The 25473-nt window shown below is 46.2% G+C and carries 13 protein-coding genes and 1 pseudogene; 8 read left to right on the top strand and 6 right to left on the bottom strand.

Annotated features, from left to right (window positions below):
* Positions 1-65: 65 nt before the first annotated feature.
* Positions 66-1526 carry a glycoside hydrolase family 10 protein gene (locus KG118_RS05635; RefSeq protein WP_117711295.1) on the top strand — a complete coding sequence of 487 codons (1461 nt, stop codon included), beginning with the start codon at positions 66-68 and terminating at the stop codon, positions 1524-1526.
* A 6-nt stretch (positions 1527-1532) separates the two neighbouring features.
* Here the strand turns inward: KG118_RS05635 and KG118_RS05630 are convergent, their stop codons facing one another.
* A complete protein-coding gene (locus tag KG118_RS05630) occupies positions 1533-2711 on the bottom strand; it encodes a hypothetical protein (protein WP_117711294.1) in 1179 nt (392 codons plus the stop codon).
* Positions 2712-2871: 160 nt separating this feature from the next.
* On the opposite strand from KG118_RS05630, the gene KG118_RS05625 reads away from it, so the two are divergent.
* Positions 2872-4050, top strand: a complete 1179-nt coding sequence (locus KG118_RS05625) for an ATP-binding protein (RefSeq protein ID WP_117711293.1) — start codon at positions 2872-2874, stop codon at positions 4048-4050.
* A gap of 37 nt (positions 4051-4087) precedes the next feature.
* Complete coding sequence (nifJ, locus tag KG118_RS05620) at positions 4088-7645, top strand: pyruvate:ferredoxin (flavodoxin) oxidoreductase (protein WP_117711292.1); 3558 nt, start codon at positions 4088-4090, stop codon at positions 7643-7645.
* 65 nt (positions 7646-7710) lie between these two features.
* Here the strand turns inward: nifJ and KG118_RS05615 are convergent, their stop codons facing one another.
* The 4 genes from KG118_RS05615 to KG118_RS05600 form a co-directional block, all read right to left on the bottom strand.
* On the bottom strand, positions 7711-10455 hold the full coding sequence (locus KG118_RS05615; RefSeq protein WP_117711291.1) for a substrate-binding domain-containing protein: 2745 nt from the start codon (positions 10453-10455) through the stop codon (positions 7711-7713).
* A 51-nt stretch (positions 10456-10506) separates the two neighbouring features.
* Positions 10507-11391, bottom strand: coding sequence for a carbohydrate kinase family protein (locus KG118_RS05610; protein ID WP_117711459.1), 885 nt, complete (start codon positions 11389-11391; stop codon positions 10507-10509).
* Between the two features lie 183 nt (positions 11392-11574).
* Positions 11575-12738, bottom strand: coding sequence for an MFS transporter (locus KG118_RS05605; protein WP_117711290.1), 1164 nt, complete (start codon positions 12736-12738; stop codon positions 11575-11577).
* A 13-nt stretch (positions 12739-12751) separates the two neighbouring features.
* Complete coding sequence (locus KG118_RS05600; RefSeq protein WP_117711289.1) at positions 12752-14608, bottom strand: DUF4980 domain-containing protein; 1857 nt, start codon at positions 14606-14608, stop codon at positions 12752-12754.
* A 325-nt stretch (positions 14609-14933) separates the two neighbouring features.
* Between KG118_RS05600 and KG118_RS05595 the strand changes: the two genes are divergently transcribed.
* The 5 genes and pseudogenes from KG118_RS05595 (at position 14934) to KG118_RS05575 (ending at position 24452) form a co-directional block, all read left to right on the top strand.
* Positions 14934-18014 carry a SusC/RagA family TonB-linked outer membrane protein gene (locus tag KG118_RS05595; protein ID WP_117711288.1) on the top strand — a complete coding sequence of 1027 codons (3081 nt, stop codon included), beginning with the start codon at positions 14934-14936 and terminating at the stop codon, positions 18012-18014.
* Positions 18015-18036: 22 nt separating this feature from the next.
* A complete protein-coding gene (locus KG118_RS05590) occupies positions 18037-19770 on the top strand; it encodes a RagB/SusD family nutrient uptake outer membrane protein (protein WP_117711458.1) in 1734 nt (577 codons plus the stop codon).
* A gap of 26 nt (positions 19771-19796) precedes the next feature.
* A complete protein-coding gene (locus KG118_RS05585; protein ID WP_117711287.1) occupies positions 19797-21185 on the top strand; it encodes a DUF4960 domain-containing protein in 1389 nt (462 codons plus the stop codon).
* Positions 21186-21195: 10 nt separating this feature from the next.
* Complete coding sequence (locus KG118_RS05580; protein WP_117711286.1) at positions 21196-22794, top strand: glycoside hydrolase family 32 protein; 1599 nt, start codon at positions 21196-21198, stop codon at positions 22792-22794.
* Between the two features lie 26 nt (positions 22795-22820).
* A pseudogene (locus tag KG118_RS05575) lies at positions 22821-24452 on the top strand (fimbrillin family protein).
* A 77-nt stretch (positions 24453-24529) separates the two neighbouring features.
* On the opposite strand, the gene KG118_RS05565 reads toward KG118_RS05575, so the two are convergent.
* Complete coding sequence (locus KG118_RS05565; protein WP_117711284.1) at positions 24530-25390, bottom strand: patatin-like phospholipase family protein; 861 nt, start codon at positions 25388-25390, stop codon at positions 24530-24532.
* Positions 25391-25473: the final 83 nt, after the last annotated feature.

The raw sequence follows: 25473 nt of genomic DNA, 5'->3' as shown, positions 1-25473 counted from the left end.
TTCGCCGTGAAATATAACAGAAATAAAGAAGTAAATAGGAGTTTACTCCCAACCAAAATACCGTTATGAAGAAATTAAACCTTATCCTATTATATATTTTCTGCCTCCTCCCCCTTGCCTCCGCTCAACGTCCTCCCAAGCATGAGGTACGTGCCGCATGGGTTACTGCCGTTTACGGATTGGACTGGCCCCGCACCCGTGCCACCACCCCCGAAGGGATTCGCAAGCAGCAAGCCGAACTCGTGGAGATACTGGACAAACTGAAAGCAGCCAACTTCAATACAGTCCTCTTCCAAACCCGTACCCGCGGAGATGTATTATATAAATCCGCTATCGAGCCCTACAACTCCATTCTGACAGGAAAGATCGGAGGTAATCCGGGTTACGACCCGCTTGCCTTCGCCGTAGCAGAATGTCATAAACGCGGTATGGAATGCCACGCCTGGATGGTAACCATTCCTTTAGGTAATCGCAGGCATATCTCCGCTCTCGGCAAGGAGTCTGTCACCAAACGTAAACCGGCTATCTGTGTGCCCTATAAACGTGAATATTTCCTCAATCCCGGACATCCTCAAACCAAAGAATACCTGATGAGCCTTGTCCGTGAGGTCGTGGAACATTACGATGTAGACGGTGTACACTTCGATTACCTGCGCTATCCCGAACACGCCCTGCGCTTCTCCGACAGCTATACCTATAAAAAATACGGCAACGGACGAGACCTTGCACAATGGCGGCGGGATAATATCACGGAAATCGTCCGTTATCTCTATAAAGGCGTCAAAGCACTGAAGCCCTGGGTAAAGGTCAGCACCTGCCCCGTAGGCAAGTACCGCGATACATCCCGTTATCCGTCTCGCGGCTGGAATGCTTTCCACACCGTCTATCAGGATGTACAAGGCTGGTTGGGCGAAGGCATACAAGACCAAGTCTACCCGATGATGTATTTCCGTGGCAACGGCTTCTACCCTTTTGCACTCGACTGGCAGGAACAAAGTAACGGACGGCAGATTATTCCCGGACTGGGCATCTACTTCCTCGACCCCAATGAAGGCAACTGGACGGTAGACGAAGTAGAGCGGCAGATAAACTTCACCCGTACACATGGTCTGGCAGGCGAAGGTCACTACCGTGTGAAGTACCTCATGGACAATACGCAGGAACTTTATGACATTCTTGAAGAAAGCTACTACACCGCTCCCGCCCTGCAACCTGCCATGCCGTGGATAGACGATGTTCCGCCAACCGCCCCCACGCAACTCTGCGTCGAAAAACAATCCGAAGGATATTGGAAAATCAGTTGGCGCCCATCCACCGACAATGACAGACAAAACGCTCCGACCTATGTACTTTACGGCTCCAATACCTACCCCGTAGATACTGATAACCCGGAAAACATACTGGCGCAACGTATACAGGGAACAGAATACATATACGCCCCCATCCGTCCGTGGGCTACCCGAAAATACTTTGCCGTCACCGCCACAGACCGTTGCGGCAACGAAAGTCCCGCCTGCAAACAATAACCGGAGTCATATCCGAACATATGCCCTATAGCAACTTTTAGGCGTAACCGGCACTAACGGCAAATAACCGGAAACAATCCTGCCGCTTTCCGTTATCAGCGGCCAGTCCCGCATATCCTGTTCATGCCGCACACGCAACGCTTCATTGTCAGGAAAATATTCAATATTAAAATATCCCGTACGGCCGGAAAGCACAAAGTTATCATAAAACAAACGGGCCACCACTCCCATATTCATGCGCATATTTATCTCCACACAAGGGTGGACAACATATCCTTGCCCCTTCTCCTGCCTGCAAAGCATCATGTCAACTCCCAAATAGCCCGTATAGGTATTTCCATAGATTGCTGCCAATTCCGTACAAAGCGACCCACGCATAAGCACCAATTCTTTTAGAGGGAGATAGTGTGCAACCATCTCCTCTATCTGTCCGTCCGATGCTATCAGATTGCCCGTATATGCTCCATGCTCGTTGGTAGAAAACATGGAATACCCTGCAAAAAGCACCTCTCCCCGCCCGTCAGAGTAAAACTCAAGAGCAAAGTCTTTCACCTTATTATATATAGGTTCCGCCGTAAGGCAACCCTGTTCCTTCAAAATTCTTTCACACCAATTGGCCACAGGTTTTGTCAATCCATGCAGGCACCAGTTCAGCCCCTTTCCGCTACCGGACCAAGGAACTTTGAGCAAGCAAGTGTGCATTGCACTTACTATCCGCTCACAATCTGCGCTATTTTCTATAAGATAATGTTCACCACAGGTATATTCCGGATAACACCCCGTTATATGCCGTGTCATTGCTACGGCTTGCAAACGGGAAGAGAGCAGGCGATACTTCCCAAGAAGTCGGGAATCAGGCAGCCTGTCCTCACTTATGCCGCCTTTCAACAAATATTTTCGGATAGAAGGATTCCAACCCCAAGGTACAATCTCCGCCCCGGCATAATCGGGCAATTCGGGTTCTGTCGCCAATTGTACCTGTAACGGAAAAATCTCCCGCATCCGTTTCAGGAAGTCTGCATTATAAGCGGAAGGGGCCAATACCGCACTGTCCGAACCGGCATACCACATCGGCAGCAACGCCAAATCCCGCGCCATGCGCCGGGCAGAAGCCGGAGCTATATAGTTCTCTTCATTATTGGCAAGCGCCAAATCGGAATCGGGATTAAATAGATATAATTTCATTGATTATAGTTCATAATTATTCGGAACTGCAAACTTACAGAGAAAAAGAACAGCATACAAATATATAAAACTTAACTATGAACAAGATATTTTGCTATCTCTACTTTGCAATTCTATAAAAAAGGTGTATATTTGTCGCCCGATAAACCGAATTTAAAGCATGGAAGCATTTTACCGAACACACGCTTATCTGGTAGAGCATACAAATGCCCCCGTTCGCCGCGACCTCATGGATGAGATTGACTGGAACGACCGTCTTATCGGTATCAAAGGTACCCGAGGTGTAGGCAAGACCACATTCCTGTTGCAATATGCCAAAGAGAAATTCGGAACCGACCGCTCCTGTCTCTTTATCAACATGAACAATTTCTACTTCTCCGGCCACAGCATCGTAGACTTTGCCTACGAATTCCAACGCCGGGGCGGAAAAGTATTGTTGATAGACCAGGTATTCAAGCACCCGGACTGGAGCAAGGAACTGCGCTTATGCTACGACCGTTTCCCCAATCTGAAGATTGTCTTTACCGGTTCGTCTGTGATGCGCCTGAAAGAAGAAAATCTGGAACTGAGGGATATCGTAAAGAGCTATAACCTGCGCGGCTTCTCTTTCCGCGAATATCTGAACCTGCAAACAGGTATGAAGTTCCGTTCCTACTCATTGGAAGAAATCCTGAGCAACCACGAACAGATAGCCAAAGGCATCCTTTCGAAAGTACGCCCGTTGGATTACTTTCAAGACTATATGCACCACGGCTTCTACCCTTTCTTCCTTGAAAAGCGTAATTTCTCGGAAAATCTGTTGAAGACGATGAACATGATGGTAGAGGTGGATATTCTGCTAATCAAGCAAATAGAATTGAAATATCTGTCCAAGATAAAGAAATTGTTATATTTGCTGGCAGTAGACGGACCGAAAGCCCCCAACGTAAGCCAGCTTGCCAACGACATACAAACATCCCGTGCTACGGTGATGAACTACATCAAGTATCTGGCAGATGCGCGCCTTATCAATATGGTATATCCCAAAGGAGAAGAATTCCCCAAGAAACCGTCGAAGATAATGATGCACAACTCCAACCTGATGTATTCCATCTACCCCGTAAAGGTGGAAGAACAGGATGTACTGGAAACTTTCTTTGCAAATACAATGTGGAAAGACCACAAAGTGAACAAAGGAGATAAAAACATTTCGTTCATGGTAGACGAAGTGATGCCTTTCAAGATTTGTCAGGAAGGCATGAGGATTAAGAACAATCCGGGAGTGACATATGCATTGCACAAGGCAGAAATAGGCCGGGGCAATCAGATTCCTCTCTGGTTATTCGGTTTTCTATATTAATTGAGAGATTTTTTTACTTAATAAATTCAATTTAGTTATGACTAAACAGAAGAAATTCATTACTTGTGATGGTAACCAAGCTGCTGCACATATCTCGTATATGTTCTCTGAAGTAGCTGCTATCTATCCTATCACTCCCTCTTCTACGATGGCTGAATACGTAGACGAATGGGCTGCCGCAGGTCGCAAAAACATCTTCGGCGAAACAGTATTGGTACAGGAAATGCAATCCGAGGGTGGTGCTGCCGGTGCCGTTCACGGTTCTTTGCAAGCAGGTGCGCTGACTACCACGTACACCGCTTCACAAGGTTTGTTGCTGATGATACCGAATATGTACAAGATTGCCGGTGAATTCCTGCCTTGTGTGTTCCATGTGTCTGCACGTACTTTGGCAAGCCATGCGCTGTGTATCTTCGGTGACCATCAAGACGTTATGTCTGCACGTCAGACAGGTTTCGCCATGTTGGCCGAAGGCTCTGTACAGGAAGTTATGGACTTGGCCGGTGTTGCTCACTTGGCTACTATCAAGTCTCGCGTTCCGTTCATGAACTTCTTCGACGGTTTCCGTACTTCTCACGAAATCCAGAAGATTGAAATGTTGGAAAACGAAGACCTCGCTCCGCTTATCGACCAGGAAGCGTTGGCTGAATTCCGTGCACGCGCACTGAACCCGATGAATCCGGTTGCCCGTGGTATGGCTGAAAACCCCGACCACTTCTTCCAACACCGCGAATCATGCAACAACTACTACGAAGCAGTTCCTGCTATCGTTGAGGAATACATGAATGAAATCTCCAAAATCACAGGCCGCAAATACGGTTTGTTCGATTACTACGGTGCAGAAGATGCAGAACGCGTAATTATCGCTATGGGTTCTGTAACGGAAGCTGCCCGCGAAGCTATCGACCACCTCGTTGCCAATGGTGAAAAGGTTGGTTTGGTTGCTGTTCACTTGTATCGTCCGTTCTCTGCCAAGCACTTCCTTGCTGCCGTTCCTAAGACTGCCAAGAAGATTGCCGTACTTGACCGTACAAAAGAACCGGGTGCTAACGGTGAACCGTTGTATCTCGACGTAAAAGACTGCTTCTACGGTGCAGAAAATGCTCCGGTTATCGTAGGCGGCCGTTACGGTTTGGGTTCCAAGGACACTACTCCTGCACAAATCATTGCAGTTTACAAAAACTTGGCTATGCCGATGCCGAAGAACCACTTCACTATCGGTATTGTGGATGACGTTACTTTCACTTCTCTTCCTCAAGAAGAAGAAATCGCATTGGGCGGCGAAGGTATGTTCGAAGCTAAGTTCTACGGTTTGGGTGCTGACGGTACAGTAGGCGCTAACAAGAACTCTGTAAAGATTATCGGTGACAACACAGACAAGCACTGCCAGGCTTACTTCTCTTATGACTCTAAGAAGTCAGGCGGCTTCACTTGTTCTCACTTGCGTTTCGGTGATACCCCAATCCGTTCTACATATTTGGTAAACACTCCGAATTTTGTGGCTTGCCACGTTCAGGCTTACCTGCATATGTACGATGTAACTCGTGGTTTGCGTAAGAACGGTTCATTCTTGCTGAATACTATCTGGGAAGGTGAAGAACTGGCCAAGAACCTGCCAAACAAAGTTAAGAAATACTTCGCACAGAACAATATCTCTGTTTACTATATCAACGCAACTCAGATTGCACAGGAAATTGGTTTGGGCAACCGTACCAATACTATCCTCCAATCCGCATTCTTCCGTATCACAGGTGTAATTCCCGTAGAACAAGCTGTTGAACAGATGAAGAAATTCATCGTTAAGTCTTACGGCAAGAAGGGTGAAGACGTAGTGAACAAGAACTACGCTGCCGTAGACCGTGGTGGCGAATACAAGACTTTGTCCATCGACCCGGCTTGGGTTAACCTGCCTGATGATGCCAAAGCAGAAAATAACGACCCTGCATTCATCAACGAAGTGGTTCGTCCTATCAACGCACAAGATGGTGACTTGCTGAAAGTATCTGCATTCAAGGGTATCGAAGACGGTACTTGGGAACAAGGTACGGCTAAGTACGAAAAACGCGGTGTGGCAGCTTTCGTTCCTGAATGGAATCCTGAAAACTGTATCCAGTGTAACAAATGTGCTTACGTTTGTCCTCACGCTTCTATCCGTCCGTTCGTACTCGACGCTGAAGAGCAGAAGGGTGCTGAGTTCGCTCAACTGAAAGCTGTAGGTAAGGCATTCGACGGTATGACATTCCGTATCCAGGTTGACGTTCTCGACTGTCTGGGTTGCGGTAACTGTGCCGATGTTTGTCCGGGCAACCCGAAGAAGGGTGGCAAGGCTCTTACTATGAAGCATCTTGAAAGCCAATTGGCAGAAGCAGCTAACTGGACTTACTGTGCAGAAAACGTAAAGAGCAAACAACACTTGGTTGATATCAAGGCTAACGTTAAGAACTCTCAGTTCGCAACTCCGTTGTTTGAATTCTCCGGTGCTTGCTCCGGTTGTGGTGAGACTCCGTACGTAAAACTGATATCTCAGTTGTTCGGCGACCGTGAAATGGTTGCTAACGCTACGGGATGTTCTTCTATCTACTCCGGTTCTGTACCTTCTACTCCTTATACCAAGAACGAAAAAGGTCATGGTCCGGCTTGGGCTAACTCATTGTTCGAAGATTTCTGCGAATTCGGTCTGGGTATGGAGCTCGCTAACGAAAAGATGCGTGCACGTATCGTGAAGGCTATGGAAGAAGCAATCGCAGCAGAAAGTACTCCGGCTGAATACAAAGAAGTATTCCAAGCATGGATTGAAAATATGTACGATGCAGACAAGACAAAGGAACTGGCTGAAAAGATTATTCCTATGGTAGAAGCTGCCAAGGACAAATGTGACAACTGCAAGACTATCGCCAGCCTGTCTCAATATCTGGTAAAACGCAGCCAGTGGATTATCGGTGGTGACGGTGCTTCTTACGACATCGGTTACGGTGGTCTTGACCATGTAATCGCCAGCGGTAAGGACGTTAATATCCTCGTTTTGGATACTGAGGTTTACTCTAACACAGGCGGTCAGTCTTCTAAGGCTACTCCGGTAGGAGCTATCGCTAAGTTTGCCGCTGCCGGTAAGCGTGTACGCAAGAAAGACCTCGGTCTGATGGCTACTACTTACGGTTATGTATATGTTGCTCAAATCGCTATGGGAGCTGACCAAGCTCAGACTTTGAAAGCTATCCGCGAAGCAGAAGCATATCCCGGTCCGTCACTCATCATCGCTTATGCTCCGTGTATCAACCACGGTTTGAAGGCAGGTATGGGTAAGAGCCAAGCCGAAGAAGAAAAAGCCGTTAAGTGCGGTTACTGGCACTTGTGGCGTTACAACCCGGCTTTGGAAGCTGAAGGCAAGAATCCGTTCACGCTGGATAGCAAAGAACCGGATTGGTCAGGATTCCAAGATTTCTTGAAGGGTGAAGTTCGTTACGCATCTGTAATGAAACAATACCCGCAAGAAGCTGAAGAATTGTTCCAAGCAGCTGAAGAAAACGCTAAATGGCGTTACAACAGCTACAAGCGTCTGTCCAAAGAAAACTGGGGTGCAGAAGTTGCTGAATAATAGTTGATAAGTTATTTAAATAATAATCAGAGGGCTGTCCTGCATTGCGGTGACAGCCCTCTTTCTTATATTGTCCCTTTCCTTTTCAGGAACTCCGTCGGACTTTCACCAAACTGTTCCTTATAGCATTTTGTAAAATAAGAAGGTGACGAAAAGCCTACTTCATAGGCAATCTCAGCTATAGTCATATCAGAAGCGGCAAGCAAAGAGGCAGCCTTTTTCAAGCGCATTTGGCGCAGCAGTTCGTTAGGAGAATAGTTAGTCAGTGACTTTAATTTTCGATAAAGCTGCACACGGCTCATTCCCATATCACGTCCCAAGTCCTCAACATTCAGTTCCGGGTCTTTCATCTTTTCTCCGACCAGAGATTTGAAACGGGTAACAAAATCCTTGTCAAGTTCACTGATAGACTCTTTCTCTATAGACTGATTATCACCAAAGAATTGCTTCAACTGCCTGTGATTAGCGATAAGGTTCTTAATGCGCGAAAGCAGTAATTGCGAATTGAACGGTTTGGATATATAAGAATCAGCTCCTCCCTCATATCCCTGTATACGCTGTTCGTCGAGCGAGCAGGCTGTAAGCAGGATAACCGGGATGTGGCAAGTTTGTAACTCTCCCTTCAGCCGGCGACAGCATTCCATACCATCCATGCCGGGCATCATTACATCGGAAACAATCACATCGGGCACATATTTCATGGCAAGACGAATGCCCGTCATTCCATCCGCCGCATCCAGTACACGGTATTCCTTAGAAAGTAAAGCCTTCACGTAGTGACGTATATCGGCATTATCATCAATGACAAGCACTGTCGGACAATCATCCTCCACCACCTCTTCTCCTAACGGAATTTCCGCATCCACCAGCGTGGATGCAATCTCTTTCTCATCCGCAGGCAGAGTGAGTGTGGCAGGATGATACTGCGACACATCCTGCTTCGGGAAAGTAACGGTAAAAGTAGTCCCTTTCTCGTTGCTGTGTGCCATGATATTCCCGCCGTGCATTTCCACAAAAGCGCGTACCAAAGCAAGACCAATACCTGTACCCGCCTGATGACCGTCCACCTGATAGAAACGTTCAAAAATAGCCTCAACATCAGTAGTAGAAATATAACTGCCCGAATTGAATACCGACAAGCGGAAATGGCGGTCTTCCGCTTCGAGACGTACCACAATCTTTCCATTCTCCTGCGTGTATTTCACGGCATTGGAAAGGAGATTAAAGTATATACGTTCCATCTTCTCGGCGTCTGCCAGCATACGATAATCCACCCCGGAAACCGGTTCAAAACTAAAAGCAATATGCTTTTTAAGCAAAGCCATACGAAAAGAGTCATTCCATCCCCCAAAGCTGTTCAGCAAATCAAAAGGTTCAAGATGCAGTTCCATACGCCCGTTCTCAACTTTACGAAAATCAAGAATCTGATTGACAAGGCGCAAAAGAATATGTACGTTCTTCTTCATCAGTTCCAACAGCTGATGTGACTGTTCACTGATAGAACGGTCGGCAAGAAGCTGGTCAACGGGGTCGGCAATCAGAGTCAACGGTGTACGGAAGTCATGGGAAACATTGGTGAAGAACACCAATTTAGCGTGGGTGGCGGCTTTCAGTTCACGGGAGAGTTGCTCCAACTGGTCTTTCTGCATCTCCAGCTGATCCCTTTGTTGCTCCAATTGTTCCTTCCTGCGGGAAAGTTCACGGTTCAACCTGTTCTTTGTACGCAAAGAAAGATAAACAGCGACCAATAGCCCGACAACCAGCAAAAGAACTAACAGACTACCATACAAAATAACCTGTTGCGTGGCATAACGCGCCAGATATTGATTAATCTTCCCATTCAAGGTTTCAATCTTTTCATCGAGTGAACTGATATGGGCAGTCTGCATTTTCATAATAAGCGCATTATCACGGTCTACCACCGAAGTATTCAGGATTGTTTCTCGGGGAAAGTTCCTCTTATTCAGAATATCCATTGCTATCTGCATAACGCGGTCACCGCCTGTAGGATAAATAAATGTAGCATCCAACTCACCCGAAAGGACTTGCTCCACCCCGTAACCTTCACCGGGAATGGCATCTGTACCGACAAAACGCAGATTCTTTTCTCTGTTCCGGCGCATGGCGGCTGTATAAGCCCCGGCAGCCATACGGTCATTCTGGGCATAGACAACATCTATTTGCGGAAAACGTTCAAGTAGAGTATCCATTCTTACTTCCGCCTGAGAGCGTAGCCAAGCCCCGTCTTCCCTTGCCAGCAGACGAATGTCCGGGCAAGCGGATATGACACTCATAAACCCTTCATGGCGGTCTATCGCAGGAGTAGAACCCGACAGCCCCGTAATCTCCACCACCATGCCTTTCCCATGAAGCATATTAGCCACATACTTGCCTATTGCCTTACCTATTTCGTAATTATCCGCACCGACATAGGCTGTATACTTTTCAGAAAGGATTCTACGGTCCACTACAATAACAGGGATACCCCGGTCGTAGGCTTCTTCTACAACCGGGGTTATTGGTTCGGCTTCATTGGGAGCAACTATCAATAAGTCCACTCCCGCCTCTATAAAATGCCGGATATCCTTTACCTGTTTGGCATTATCATCTTTCACTGTACGTATCTCTACCTCCACGCCATCGTAGAAAAGAGCTTCACGCAACATCTCATTATTCATCTGGTGACGCCACTCGTCATCGCTACATTGCGACACTCCGATGTGGAAGCGTACTTCGTGTCGGGAACAAGAAGTCACCACACCGCCACATATTAACAGAACAAACAGTAACAGGTAAACATATCGTCTCATCTTCTTTCGCTGATTTTAAGTGATTGCAGATGAGCAAAGATAAGAAAAAAATCAGATTCTGTCTTTCAATATCTGCGGCAATTCCGGCATTGCTCCGCTCTGCGTGCATACATAAGCAGACACCTCTACTGCCAGTTTATGGGCCTCTTGTACCGGTTTGCCGCTGAGAATAGCCGATGTAAAGGCAGCCGTAAACGAATCGCCGGCACCTACTGTATCGGCAACGGGTACTCTCGGAGTTTCCTGAAAAGATACAACTCCCGGAGTAAACACATAGCTGCCGTTCGTACCGCAAGTCAGAATAAGCATTTTCAAATTGTACTTGGCAAGAAGAATCCAACACTTGTCCTGCAAGTCAATACCCGGATAACCGAATATACGACTGATTGTCACTAATTCCTCATCATTGATTTTTAAGACATTGCAACGTCGCATGGAATCACAAAGTATCTCTTTTGTATAAAACCCCTGACGCAGGTTGATATCGAATATCTTCAATTGTTCCGTACCGTCCGGCATGGTATCAAGAAAACGGTTTATCGTTATACGGCTGACCTCATTACGTTGTGCCAAAGAGCCGAAGCATACGGCACGTGTATTCAGGGCCAGACGTTTCAGTTCATCCGTAAAAGGTATATTATCCCATGCAACACCTTCTTTTATCTCATAGCAAGGTACACCCACCGCATCGAGCGTCACCTGCACCGTACCCGTAGGATAAGGCACACGTTCTATTTGCGTACGCAAACCTTTCCGTGCAAAAACTTCCAGTATTTCATCACCGTCGGCATCAGCACCTACCGCACTGACTACACGGCTGTCAAAGCCGAATTGCGATACATGATAGGCAAAGTTTGCCGGAGCGCCGCCGATTTTCTTTCCTTCGGGCAGGCAGTCCCAAAGCGCCTCACCCATTCCTACTACAATCTGATTCATGATATTTAATTTTACAGTTTTACATATTATTCTCTTCATTGCAAAGGGCGGAAAAGCAAAGCCGTATATCGAGCCATGCTCAGTCCTATACTTAGGGTATCTCAGTCGTATACTTAGGGTACCTCTGTATACGACTGAGGTACTCCCCTCTCACAACACCTTGCAGAGCCGCTCACAAAAGAGTCAGCGTTTCATTCTCACCATATAGAAAAATAAGTATAGAGCACCTACCGTCATCACCGCCACTGCACCGCTTTGACCGATGGCATCACTTGCCACCCCCATTGCAAGCGGAAATATCGTACCGCCGAACAACCCCATAATCATCAGCCCGCTGACTTCGTTCTTCTTCTGCGGCATTGCCAACAATGCCTGTGAGAAGATAATCGGGAAGATATTGGAATTTCCGAAACCTATCAGAGCGATACATACGTATATCAGTACCATGTCATGAAAAACAAACAGTCCTGCCATTGCCGCCAACATACACAACACGCTGATTCCAAAGAAAGTTCGTGCAGCCATTTTCTGCAAAATAAAGGCTCCGAGGAAGCAACCTGCCGTACGGAAGATAAAATAAAGGCTTGTGGCAAACCCTGCATCGGCAAGCGACATGCCCATACGCTCCATTAAAATCTTAGGTGCAGTAGTATTTGTGCCCACATCAATACCCACATGGCACATGATACCCAAGAAACAAAGCAATATAAACGGTTTCCCCAGCAAAGCAAGGCATTCACCGAAAGTAGAAGGACGTCCTTCTTCCTTTTCTTCACTAATGGATGTAGTACCCAGCCACAGAATAGCGATAACGGCTATCACCATATAAACAGGGAACAGTACTCTCCAGCCCATACCCAACGAAGGTATAGCCTGCGTAGCCCCCCACATGGCAATATATGGAGCAAGAAAAGAGGCGATTGCTTTTACGAACTGTCCGAAAGTCAAAGAACTTGCCAGCCGCTCTCCACTGACAACGTTAGAAAGCAAAGGATTAAGCGAAGTCTGCATCAGCGCGTTACCGATGCCTAACAGCGAAAATGAAATCAGCATCAACGCATATCCGTCTCCGAAAACCGGCAGCAACAACGATGCGAAAGTCACAGCCAAACTGAGAAGTACTGTTCTTTTGCGCCCGATGCGGTTCATCAGCATACCTGTAGGTACGGAGAAGATAAGAAACCAGAAGAACACAAGCGAAGGGAAGATATTTGCCTGGGAATCCGTCAGGTTTAAATCTGCCTTTACATAGTTGGAAGCAATGCCCACCAAATCGACAAACCCCATGGCAAAGAAGCAAAGCATGATGGGGAGCAACTTTGCAAGCGAATTATTATTGTTATTCATAAGATAGCGAATTTTAGTTATTAACTTTTAAAGGATTTACAGTCAAGTCATTCACTTTGCAACGTCCCTTATCTACAACAAAGGAAATGGTTGTATAAGGATTCTGCGGAAACACAAGATTGGTCATCGCAAAACGTCCGTTGCCCTCGAATGCCTCAACACTGCAACGGTCTATAAATAGACGCAGACGCTGCTTGGCTTCTGCCGGACAAGGAGCTATGGTCACTGCAGGAAAGTCCTTGTTGAAGTCCGTAAGTCCGCTTGCAGTGCGATCCATGCTGAATGTAGAGTTATCCAAGTCATAAGTCATTACAGTCTGTTCATTTTTATCATTGGACAAGGTAATATATACTTTACTTGCCGAACGGGGAATCAGTTCAAAATTAATTTCGCAGATACCGCTGTTCCCGGCAGGCAGCTTCCGGGAAATTTTCTTTGTTCCGGCAGAGAAAGCCCCGTATTTCAACGCTTTTCCTGCACGCAACGCAGCTACTTCCAGTGCAGGAGTTACCGCCAAATAAAGTTCGCCGTCACTGCCTTCGTACAATTCAACGTCACGCGGCAATGTATTGGCGCTGCGGAACTGTTTGGTAGGCACATTGTTGGCATATTGCCAGTTACTCATCCATGCAATCACGGTGTGCCGTTTTTCGGGCGTATTGCTCCAAGATACAGCGGCATAATGGTCTTTACCGTAATCCATCCACTTGGTTACTTCGGGTTTGGTGTCACAAGTAAAGTTTTTCCCGTCAAAGTCTCCGACAAAATACTGTGCCGCACTGCCGCCGAAAGGTCCACCGGGATTGATATTGCAAATCAGTACCCATTTTGTACGGTCTGTCCCGCGAACGGGCAACTCCATGAGGTCCGGACACTCCCATACGCCATCCTGTGCACCATATCCATGACCGAAGCTGCTCTCCTTCGTCCAGTTCTTCAAATCGGGAGAGGAATATATCCACATTTCCTTTTCCAGCGCAGCTGCCAGAATAAGAATCCATTTGCCACTCTTTTCGTGCCAGAACATATTCGGATCGCGGCATTCCTTATCGGCGGCAATGATAGGATTGTTTTCATAGACATGGAAAGTCATTCCGTTGTCCAGACTATATGCAAGGCTCTGCATCTGGCTGGCTCCCGCCGAAGTATAAATGGCAATCACAGCACCCTTTCCGAAACCTGCCGTATTATCCTTATCAACCACGCTGCTACCGCTGAACACAGTACCTAAGCCGTTGGGCTGTATAGCTACCGGATGATGCTGCCAGCTTATCAAGTCCTTGCTGGATGAATGTCCCCAGTTCATATTACCCCACATGGATCCGTATGGGTTCCATTGGTAGTAGAGGTGATATTCGCCGTCCTTGTAGAACATCCCGTTAGGATCGTTCATCCAGCCATAAAGGGGAGAATGGTGGTACAGAGGACGAAATTCCTCACGGTTGGCATCATCAAACGTATCGGAAAGTCTCAGTTCTTTCCAACAGGCATCCGCCATGGCATCACGTACATTGGCACGGCTGTTGCCGGTATGAATGTCGAAAGTTACCGTCTTGCCTTTATACTGTTCCAAAGCAAACGGAACAAGATAGTCGATACGGTTGACAGCCAGACGAACCTGGAAACTTTGATCTGTCTTATTATTCACCAATACATTGACGGTAGCTTCCGGGGCAGCTTCTTCCACCGGCAATAAAAGGTACTTTTGCGCTTCCTGCACCTGTACCAAACTGTGATTTGCACCCAGATAATGGATTTTCAGTCCGGCAGACTGCGCCGCACAAATACCGATATTCATTATTATAATAAGAAAAGTTGCAATAATCTTTCCCCAAAAAGGAAGAAGTGTTCTATGAGAATAATGCTTCATTTTCAAAATCAGGTATTAAATTTAATGTTTACTTTATGAACTCGCTCAATGCTCGGGAAAGCACATTGCAAAGAAACGGAATTAATGCGAAAGGGGCTAACACAAATGTTACAAATGCTGCTAAAATTGATACGAGGCTACCTCCTGAGCCGTTTCAATCCTATGTCATGAAACAAAATTTGCAGCATCCGTATCATTTTTTATAGCTCGTTTCAATACAAACCATTTACTTTGCGATATCAAAACATGATCGGGAAAGCTGTTTTGAGAATTTAGAATCTAACTGTTAACAATAAATTTATAATGTATGAGAAAACTTAGCATTATGATGTTCCTTCTCGGATTATGCGGTTTTGTCTATGCACAAAACATCCAAATAAAAGGAACAGTAAAGTATGCAACCGACGGAGAGCCTATCATCGGCGCCTCAATCGTTGAAGAAGGCAACAAGACCAACGGTACGATAACCGACTTCAACGGAAACTTTTCATTGAGTGTTATGTCCGGTGCAGAAATTACAGTATCTTATATCGGTTTTAAGTCACAAACCCTAAAAGCCAAAAACACTTTAGAAATTCTGTTGGAAGAAGACTCCGAAATGCTGCAAGAAGTGGTAGTTACGGGCTATACCACACAACGCAAAGCCGACCTCACCGGCTCTATTTCCGTAGTAAGTATGGACGAGATAGCCAAACAGAACGAAAACAATCCGATGAAAGCCCTGCAGGGCCGCGTGCCGGGCATGAACATTACAGCCGACGGTAATCCGAGCGGCAGCACAACTATTCGTATCCGCGGTATCGGAACACTGAACAACAATGACCCGCTTTACATCATCGACGGTGTACCAACCAAAGGCGGTATGCATGAACTGAACGGAAATGACATCGAATCCATCCAAGTATTGAAAGATGCCGCCTCCGCTTCCATTTACGGTTCGCGTGCAGCCAACGGAGTTATTATCGTCACTACCAAGAAAGGAAAAGAAGGACAGTTGAAAATCAACTTCGATGCTTCTGTCGCCGCCTCCATGTACACCAATAAAATGGAAGTACTGAATGCCGAGGAGTACGGTCGCGCCATGTGGCAAGCCTATGTTAACGAAGGACAAGATCCCAACACAAACGGTCTCGGCTATAAATACAACTGGGGTTACGATGCCAACGGATACCCGCAACTGAACGGTATAAGTATGTCCAAGTATCTGGATTCTGCCAATACAACCCCGGCAGCCGATACAGACTGGTTCGACGAAACCACCCGCACAGGTGTTATCCAACAGTACAATGTATCTGTAAGCAACGGTTCCGAGAAAGGTTCGTCTTTCTTCTCTTTGGGATATTACAAGAATCTGGGTATTATCAAGACCTCCGACTTCGAACGTATCTCCGCCCGCATGAACTCCGACTATAACCTTATCGGCAAGTTCCTGACCGTAGGGCAGCACTTCACCGTTAACCGTACGTCCGAAGTACAAGCTCCGGGCGGTTTCCTGCAAAATGTGCTCCAATTCAACCCGTCACTGCCCGTATATACCATTGACGGCAAATTTGCCGGTCCGGTAGGCGGTTATCCCGACCGTGAAAACCCGGTGGCACGTTTGGAGCGCAATGCCGACAACCGCTATACTTACTGGCGTATGTTCGGAGACGCCTACGTCAATCTGAATCCGGTGAAAGGCCTCAATCTGCGCTCTACTTTCGGTATCGATTACTCTCAAAAGCAACAACGGGTGTTTACTTATCCCGTCACCGAAGGTAACGTAGCCAACGACAAAAATGCGGTGGAGGCCAAACAAGAACACTGGACCAAATGGATGTGGAATGCTATTGCCACCTATAACTTGGAAATAAACAAACACCGCGGTGACGTTATGGCGGGTATCGAGTTGAACCGTGAAGACGATGTCCACTTCTCCGGTTACAAAGAGGACTTCTCTATTCTTACCCCCGACTTTATGTGGCCGGATGCCGGGGCAGGTACTGCACAAGCTTACGGTGCAGGCGAAGGGTATTCACTGGTTTCCTTTTTCGGCAAGCTGAACTATACGTACGATGAGAAGTATCTGCTCTCACTCACGGTCCGCCGCGACGGTTCATCCCGTTTCGGCAAGAATAACCGTTATGCCACTTTCCCCTCCGTTTCTGCCGGCTGGCGTATCAGCCAAGAGAACTTTATGAAAGGCATTGACTGGCTGGACGACTTGAAAATCCGCGCATCATGGGGCCAAACCGGTAATCAGGAAATCTCGAATACATCACGCTATACAATCTACGTTCCTAACTATGGAGTAACGGAATCCGGCGGACAAAGCTACGGAACTTCCTATGACATTGCCGGAACCAACGGCGGAAGCATCCTGCAATCCGGTTTCAAACGCAACCAAATCGGTAACGACGATATCAAATGGGAAACCACCACACAAACTAACATCGGTCTTGATTTTTCTTTATTCAGTCAAAGCCTGTACGGTTCATTCGACTGGTACTATAAGAAAACCACCGACATCTTGTTGGAAATGGCAGGCATCGCCGCTATGGGCGAAGGCAGCAAGCAATGGATTAATGCCGGAGAAATGGAAAATAAAGGATTCGAGTTGAATCTCGGCTACCGCAACACCACCCGATTCGGTCTAAAATATGATATAAGTGCCAATATATCCTCCTACCGCAATAAAATCACCGCATTGCCCGCCACCGTTGCCGCCAACGGCACATTCGGCGGAAACGGCGTGGAAAGTGTGATAGGTCACCCCAACGGCGCACAGGTAGGCTACGTAGCCGACGGCATTTTCAAGTCACAGGAAGAAATCGATAACCACGCCACCCAGGAAGGGGCCGGCTTGGGACGAATCCGTTGGCGCGACTTAGACCACAACGGAATCATCAACGAAAAAGACCAGCAATGGATTTACGATCCCACTCCCGCCTTCAGCTACGGTTTGAATATCTATCTTGAATACAAAGATTTCGACCTCACCATGTTCTGGCAAGGAGTGCAAGGAGTAGATGTTATCAGCGACCTGAAGAAAGAGACCGATTTGTGGAGCGGACTCAACATAGGCTTCCTGAACAAAGGGAAACGTGTTCTCGATGCATGGTCACCGACCAATCCCGGTTCTGACATCCCTGCACTGTCACGTAGCGACAATAATAACGAGAAACGGGTATCCACCTATTTTGTTGAAAATGGTTCATTCCTAAAATTACGCAACATACAACTGGGATACAACGTACCGAGAACATTCGCACAGAAAATGAAAATGGAACGCCTGCGCTTCTACCTGAGTGCACAAAATCTGTTTACAATCAAAAGCAAAAAGTTTACCGGAGTAGATCCGGAAAACGCCAACTACGGTTACCCCATTCCATTGAACCTGACTTTCGGTGTCAATGTCAGCTTTTAATCAGAACATAATAATGAAAACAATGAAAAATATAGCATATACAATTATCTTAGGGCTTGCATGGATATGCAGCGGTTGCACCGACTTTCTGGAGCAACAAACTCCGCAAGGAACCATGAACGACGAGCAACTGAAAGACCCCGCATACGTAGACAACCTGATTATCTCCGCTTATGCCGTATGGATTACTGCCGAAGATATCAACTCCTCTTTCTCTATGTGGAACTATGACGTCCGTTCGGATGATGCCTATAAAGGCGGAAACGGAACTGAAGACGGTGACGTATTTCATTCTCTGGAAATCTCGCAAGGAATCATGACTACCGCATGGAACATCAGTGATATGTGGCAACGTCTGTACAATTGCATCTCACGTGCCAACACGGCATTGCAGTTATTGAACCAGACAACTGAAGCCACCTATCCGCTAAAACAGCAACGCATTGCCGAAATGAAATTCTTGCGCGGACACGGACATTTCTTACTGAAGCAGTTGTACAAGAAAATAGTATTTGCCAACGATGAGAGCCTCTCGCCCGAAGAGTATAATAGCCTGTCAAACACAACGTATACCAACGATGAAGGCTGGCAGTTGATTGCAGATGATTTCCAGTTTGCCTACGACAATCTGCCTGACACGCAAACCGACAAAGGACGCCCCACCCGTGCGGCTGCGGCAGCCTATCTTGCCAAAACATATTTGTACAAAGCTTACCGCCAAGACAATGCCGATAACAACGAAGTGACAGAAATCAATGCGGACGACTTGAAGAAAGTAGTGCAGTACACAGAGAACTCAATTATGGCAGCAGGCGGTTATAATCTGGAATCGGATTTCCACAATAACTTCCGTCCCGAACCTCAATATGAAAACGGTGTAGAATCTTTGTGGGCCATGCAATATTCCATGAACGACGGAACAACCAACGGCAACTGTAACTGGTCCAACGGACTGATTGTTCCTAATATTCCCGGAGTAACCGACGGCGGCTGCGACTTTTACAAGCCGAGTCAGAATCTTGTAAACGCCTTCCAAACAGACGCCAACGGCCTACCTCTATTAGACACATTCAACAATGAGGATTACGACAAGAATACGGATTATGCCGACCCGCGCCTGTTCCTTACCATCGGCATACCGGGACTGCCTTATGCGTTCAATGCAAACTACATCATGGACGAATCTTCCACATGGAGCCGCAGCAACGGATTGTACGGTTATTATGTAACCCTCAAACAAAACGTAGATCCCGACGGAGATTATCTGATAAAAGGTTCTTGGTGGGGTACTCCCATGAATCACATCGTGCTGCGCTATGCTGATGTATTGCTGATGCGCGCCGAAGCCCTGATACAACTGAACGACGGACGCATTGACGAAGCCATCGACTTGATAAACCGCATACGTAACCGCGCCAAACAAAGTACCGCCATGATTAGCAACTATGAAATGGACTACGGAATACACATCAACATACAGCCCTACAACGGTACTTACACACAGGCAGAAGCTTTGAAGATGCTGAAATTTGAACGACGTGTAGAACTCGCCATGGAATGTGACCGTTTCTTCGACTTGGTACGCTGGGGAGAGGCCGCTGAAGTCCTGAGCAAATACTATGCAGGAGAAGCTGATAACTGCGCTATCTACTCCAGTGCTTCGTTTACTAAAAACAAGAATGAATATCTGCCGATACCGTTTGCACAAATGAGCGCCAGCAATGGCAACTACACACAAAACTGCGGTAATTGGTAATCAATTAATCTTATATAAGCAACACTATGAAATCAAAAATAAAAAGAATTAGTTTGCTACTTTGGAGCATAGCATTACTGGCTGCAATCTCCGGATGTAGTGACAACAACCTGTCAAATCTTCAACTGAACGGAGATACATGGATTACAACCTTTGAGCTGGACCGGTATGCCGGAGTGATAGACCGTACCAACAAAACCATAACGGTGGCACTTCCCGAAACATATAACACCGATGCCATGACCGTTACCGCCATCGAAGTGTCGGAAGGGGCCGATGCTTCGGTCAAGGCGGGTGATGTACTAAACTTCTCCTGTACACAAATGGTTAAGGTTACCAACGGAGACACCTACCTCGACTACACAGTCGTCATTAAGCATGATGAAGCCAAGATACTGTCATTCAAACTGAACGACACATATGCCGGAATCATCGATCAGGAAAATCATAACATCAGCGTACGCGTACCGAGCACGACAGATGTAACCGCCCTAATTCCAGCTATCACCACTTCGGAAGGAGCTACCGTTACTCCTGCATCCGGTCAGGCCATAGACTTTACAAATCCTGTAGACTTCATTGTCTCTTATAATACGGCATCTGCCGTCTATACGGTAACAGTTATACTTTCCGACGCTCCCGATGCCGTATATGTAGGACTTGCCACACAAATGGATGACTTGAACGCAGAAGAAAAAGCCGCGGCAACATGGATGCTGGGAAATATTCCCAATTCGCAATACATTTCCTTCGCCGATGTTCAGGCCGGCAGAGTGGATTTAAGCAAATGCAAACTGATGTGGTGGCATCTTCATATAGACGGCGGCATAGACAATATGGAGAAATTCGATAACGCCGCCCCGGCAGCCGTCAATGCATTGGTACAGATGAAAGAACTTTACAACAATGGCATGAACCTCCTGTTGACCCGCTATGCCACCTATTATGCAGCCAAACTGGGTGCGACCAAAGACGGAAACAATCCGAATAACTGTTGGGGACAAGTGGAAGAAAGCGGTGAAATAGCGGGAGGTGCTTGGAACTTCTTTATACAAGGACATACAGACCATCCTATTTACCAAGGTATCAGTCAAGACAACAAAGTGTACACATTTGATGCAGGCTACCGCACTACCAACAGTACAGCTCAATGGCACATAGGTACCGACTGGGGCGGTTATGCTGACAATGAAACATGGAGAACCCTTCATGGCGGCGTGGACTTGGGATATGGCGGTGACGGCGCCATCGTTGTATGGGAATATCCGGCAAACGCAACCAAAGGCGGTATCGTATGTATCGGTTCGGGATGCTATGACTGGTATGCTTACGGAGTGGATGTTTCGGGCGACCAATATCATGGTAACGTAGCCAAGCTGACGGAAAATGCAATTAATTATTTAACCGATAAATAAAGACTAATATATGAAGACAATGATAACATCACTTACTCTCACTGCAATGTTGTTCACTTCTTTCTGTAGTTGCAGCGATGACAACAATCCTGTCTTGACCCAAAAGGACTGGGACGGAACAGCGACCTATTTTGCCTCAACCGATGAAAACACATTCGGTACTTACTATAAACCCTATGTTGGTTATGTAGGCGATCCGATGCCTTTTTATGATCCGGTTGAGAAAGACTTTAAGATACTCTATCTGCAAGACTTCCGCCCCAACCAAGCCGGTACTTACCACCCCATCTGGGGAGTAAGTACTAAAGATGCAGCGTCTTATACATCTTTGGGAGAACTGATTCCATGCGGCGGCATCAACGAACAAGATGCTGCAATCGGTACGGGAAGCACCATATACAATCCGTCCGACAAACTGTATTACACATTCTATACAGGCAACAAATATCAACCGACTTCTTCCGACAACGGTCAGGTAGTAATGCTGGCAACTTCTCCCGACTTCAAGACTTGGACCAAGAGCCATACTTTCTATTTGAAAGGCGATGCTGACGGTTATAGCAAGAATGATTTCCGCGACCCGTTTGTCTTTGAAGGAGAAGACGGTAAATTCCATATGCTTGTATCCACCAAGAAGTCCAACCAGGGCGTATTGGCAGAATATACTTCTACCGACATGAAAAACTGGGAACACGCCGGCGTGTTCATGCAAATGCACTGGGATCGCTTTTACGAATGTCCCGATATATTCAAAATGGGCGATTGGTGGTATTTGGTTTATTCCGATATGTCCACTTACTCACGCAAAGTACAGTATTTCAAAGCAAAGACATTGGAGGCCCTAAAGCAGACAACCAATCCGCTCACCTTCCCCGATGAAAAAGAAGGCGTATTGGACTCCCGCGCTTTCTATGCAGGAAAAACAGCATCCGACGGCACCAACCGTTATATCTGGGGCTGGTGCCCTACTCGTGCCGGCAACGACAATACTGAGGTAGGCGCAGACAGTGAGCCCGAATGGGCGGGGAACTTGGTGGCACACAAAGTAATTCAACACCAAGACGGTACACTCTCTTTGGGTTTGGCAGAAAGCATCAGTGAGAAGTACACAGCCGAAGCGGACACTAAAGTAATGGAACAGGATGGAAACGTAACCCAAAACAATGGCAGCTATACGCTGGCTAACGAAGCCCATATACTTTTCAACCGCCTGAATGTACACAATAAAATCTCCTTTACCGTAAAAGCTGATGGGAATCAAGGCAAATTCGGTATCTCTTTCGTACGCGGCACAGACTCCAAAAAGTATTATACCGTTATTATCAACCCGGAAGATAACGGAAAGAAACGCAAGATAAACTTTGAAGAGGAAGGTGAAGAGGGCAAAGGTTTCATAGCCGGTATCGACAGCTATCTGTTCACCACTCCCTCCGACAATGTGTACAATGTTACCATCTGTACAGACAATTCCATTTGTGTAGTCTACATCAATGACAATGTGGCATACACTAACCGTATTTACGGAATACAAAAGAATTGCTGGTCTATCAATTCCTATCCGGAGAGCAATATTGAAGTCAGCAATTTAAAACTCAGTTATCAGAAATAAAACGACCTACTAATACCATAATAACCATGAAAACATATTTTTTAGCAATCGCTGCATTAGCTATGAGTTTTGCAGCATGCACAAATGAAGAGGAAGAGCAGATTTTCAGAAACGGAGAGAAAGGCACATTAGAAAGTCCGGTAGCTATTGATTTCTCTGCCGGCATCACTACCCGCGTAATAGGAAACGAATGGGAAACCGGAGATTTTATTGGTATCTCTGCAACGGACGGGGCCGATGCCAACTATACAAATGTAAAATATGAGGTGGCAGAAAGCGGTCCGTCCGCTACTTTCAATACTGCAAACGGAATAAACTCCATTTGCTATAAATCCGAGAATGCCATGTCCTTTAAGGCATACTATCCTTATGCAAAAGACAATGAAATGTCCGAAGGCAAAATCAAAAGAAACACAGCCCAAACTCAGGATAAAGTTGATTTTTTATGGGCAACCATAGAAAACAAGCCCTACTCGGCAGAACCGAAAGTAAACTTTACATTCCAACATAAAATGGCGCAAATCAACGTAAAGATTACATCCGGTGTCGGTGATGCCACAAACGGAAAGTCAGTTGTGATAAGCGGATTAAAGCATGACGGCGGTTTTGACACGCAGACCGGCATAGCCGCCCCGAATACAAATATAAATGCGGAAGACTGGACTATCGGAGAGATGAACAGCCAAGATTTTTCCTACACCGGACTTATCTACCCGCAAAATGCCCTCAGCATAACCTTGAAAGTGGGTGATGGGAATGACGACCTGAAAACAACCCTCAACTTAGGAAATATCGGGAAGTTCGACGCCGGATACAAATACACCATAACCGCAACGGTTGAAGATGGAAAAATCAATGCCCATATAACAATTAACGGCAATATAATTGAGGATTGGAAAGACGGCTCCATAGCCCCCATTGCTTTCATCGGTGATGCAGAAACGGCAGAGATGCTCGAAGGAGAAGGTAAAGCGGCTTACGACTGGTTGGTAAGTAACAGCCAGTATAAAGTAACCTATTTCTCCATTAATGGGAATGATGCCACTATAAATTTAGAACAATATAAAATGATATGGGCGCATTTCGATAAAGACAACAGTAGTATCACAAGTGAAGTCAATACCGCTATTGCGAATTATTATATCTCCGGTGGTTCTGTATTAGCTTCACGTGACGCAATGTATAGTCTTATTGGATGGGGAATTATCTCAGATTCTAACAAGACAAACTGGAATTTTGGAAATAGTACAGACGAAAGAAAACCCATTGACTAGGAAGGGACACAAGGATTTACAATTACCCAAACCAACCATAAACTATTTGATAATTTACCTGCAGATTATATCCTCATTCACCAAAGAGAATACCCTTGCATCAGAAAAATGAGAGGATGGGGCGAGAATTATACCGCTGATGATTTAGAAAACTGGGAAAAGACAGCCGGAGCTCAAAGATTAGCACGTGACGGTGGAAAAGAGAACTCTATTACTATTGCTGAAATATTCAAGACAACCGGTCATGGATGTGCTATCATCATTGGCGATCCGTCATTCGAGTGGTATGGCTCTACACCGGATAACTCTAATATCAATGCTCTGTATACATTTACAACAAATGCTATCAATTATTTGATTAACCAAGTTACTCAACAGCAATAATATTATCATATCATACTCCCTATCAGAAGCATTACGATAATCCTTTGGTAGGGAGTTATTTATCTCTCATCAGGGTTCTAGGCATTATTTACTTCCAACTTCACCTCTGCCGCACACGCATATCCCTCTTCATAAAGGTCCGTCAGCTTCTTCACATCCCTTTCGATTCGGTCCACCACTATTGGCTTTTGCGGACGTATAACGGTGATTTCCCCTGCATCTTCCAGTTGTTCCACCAATTCCAGCTGTTCGTTGTAAACACGGCTGCGCCGATTGATAGCTTCCCTTAAAAGAGGATATTTCTTATAGATAAACGGAGGAACTTTAGTTCCTTGAAGCTCCTTACGGTAACCCCTGTTACGTGTCAGTACTACAACATTGCGGGTATATCCGTCTTGGCGGGCACGCATCAAAGGAATGCTGTCCACAATACCGCCGTCCAGCATCGGAATATTATCCACATAGGTAATGGGACAGACAAAGGGCAAGCTACTCGAAGCACGGACTATGTCGATGACACGCTCCTTATTCTGTTTTTCTTCAAAATAATCGGCTTCTCCCGTCAGACAGTTAGTAGTTACCATGACAAAACGCTCCGGACTGCGGAAATAAGCATCATAATCGTATGGCAGGATATGTTCGGGAAACTCCCGGAACAAAAGGTCGAAATCCATGATATTGCGTTTCTTCAACAGATATTTCAGTCCGATATAATTATACTTCTCCAGCAGGTCTATATTACTGTACTTGGCACGTCCCCGCTGCCCCGACATATACGACAGTCCGTTGCACGCACCTGCACTGACGCCAATCGTATAAGGAAAGCGGATTCCCCTATCCATAAAGTTATCCAACACACCACAAGTAAAGACGCCACGCATACCGCCGCCCTCAAGAACCAGTCCACTTTGATTGTCTATACGCACTAATTTATCCATAAGTGTCAGAATTAACGCGCCAAAGATAGCTTTTGTTTACGATATTCTACCTATATTTGCAGCTACAACTATAAATTAATAAC

The organism is Bacteroides propionicigenes (genome assembly GCF_018390535.1).
Classification (GTDB): Bacteria; Bacteroidota; Bacteroidia; order Bacteroidales; family Bacteroidaceae; genus Bacteroides; species Bacteroides propionicigenes.
The sequence above is the reverse complement of the archived record's forward strand: the minus strand, read 5'-3'. Positions and strand labels throughout refer to the sequence as shown.

What these genes read in the sequence shown, in the direction of transcription:
- KG118_RS05625 (WP_117711293.1), top strand. Translation starts at nt 2,872, where the DNA reads ATGGAAGCATTTTACCGAACACACGCTTATCTGGTAGAGCATACAAAT.
- KG118_RS05600 (WP_117711289.1), bottom strand. Translation starts at nt 14,608, where the DNA reads ATGAAGCATTATTCTCATAGAACACTTCTTCCTTTTTGGGGAAAGATT.
- KG118_RS05580 (WP_117711286.1), top strand. Translation starts at nt 21,196, where the DNA reads ATGAAGACAATGATAACATCACTTACTCTCACTGCAATGTTGTTCACT.
- KG118_RS05605 (WP_117711290.1), bottom strand. Translation starts at nt 12,738, where the DNA reads ATGAATAACAATAATAATTCGCTTGCAAAGTTGCTCCCCATCATGCTT.
- KG118_RS05595 (WP_117711288.1), top strand. Translation starts at nt 14,934, where the DNA reads ATGATGTTCCTTCTCGGATTATGCGGTTTTGTCTATGCACAAAACATC.
- KG118_RS05615 (WP_117711291.1), bottom strand. Translation starts at nt 10,455, where the DNA reads ATGAGACGATATGTTTACCTGTTACTGTTTGTTCTGTTAATATGTGGC.
- KG118_RS05610 (WP_117711459.1), bottom strand. Translation starts at nt 11,391, where the DNA reads ATGAATCAGATTGTAGTAGGAATGGGTGAGGCGCTTTGGGACTGCCTG.
- nifJ (WP_117711292.1), top strand. Translation starts at nt 4,088, where the DNA reads ATGACTAAACAGAAGAAATTCATTACTTGTGATGGTAACCAAGCTGCT.
- KG118_RS05590 (WP_117711458.1), top strand. Translation starts at nt 18,037, where the DNA reads ATGAAAAATATAGCATATACAATTATCTTAGGGCTTGCATGGATATGC.
- KG118_RS05565 (WP_117711284.1), bottom strand. Translation starts at nt 25,390, where the DNA reads ATGGATAAATTAGTGCGTATAGACAATCAAAGTGGACTGGTTCTTGAG.
- KG118_RS05585 (WP_117711287.1), top strand. Translation starts at nt 19,797, where the DNA reads ATGAAATCAAAAATAAAAAGAATTAGTTTGCTACTTTGGAGCATAGCA.
- KG118_RS05635 (WP_117711295.1), top strand. Translation starts at nt 66, where the DNA reads ATGAAGAAATTAAACCTTATCCTATTATATATTTTCTGCCTCCTCCCC.
- KG118_RS05630 (WP_117711294.1), bottom strand. Translation starts at nt 2,711, where the DNA reads ATGAAATTATATCTATTTAATCCCGATTCCGATTTGGCGCTTGCCAAT.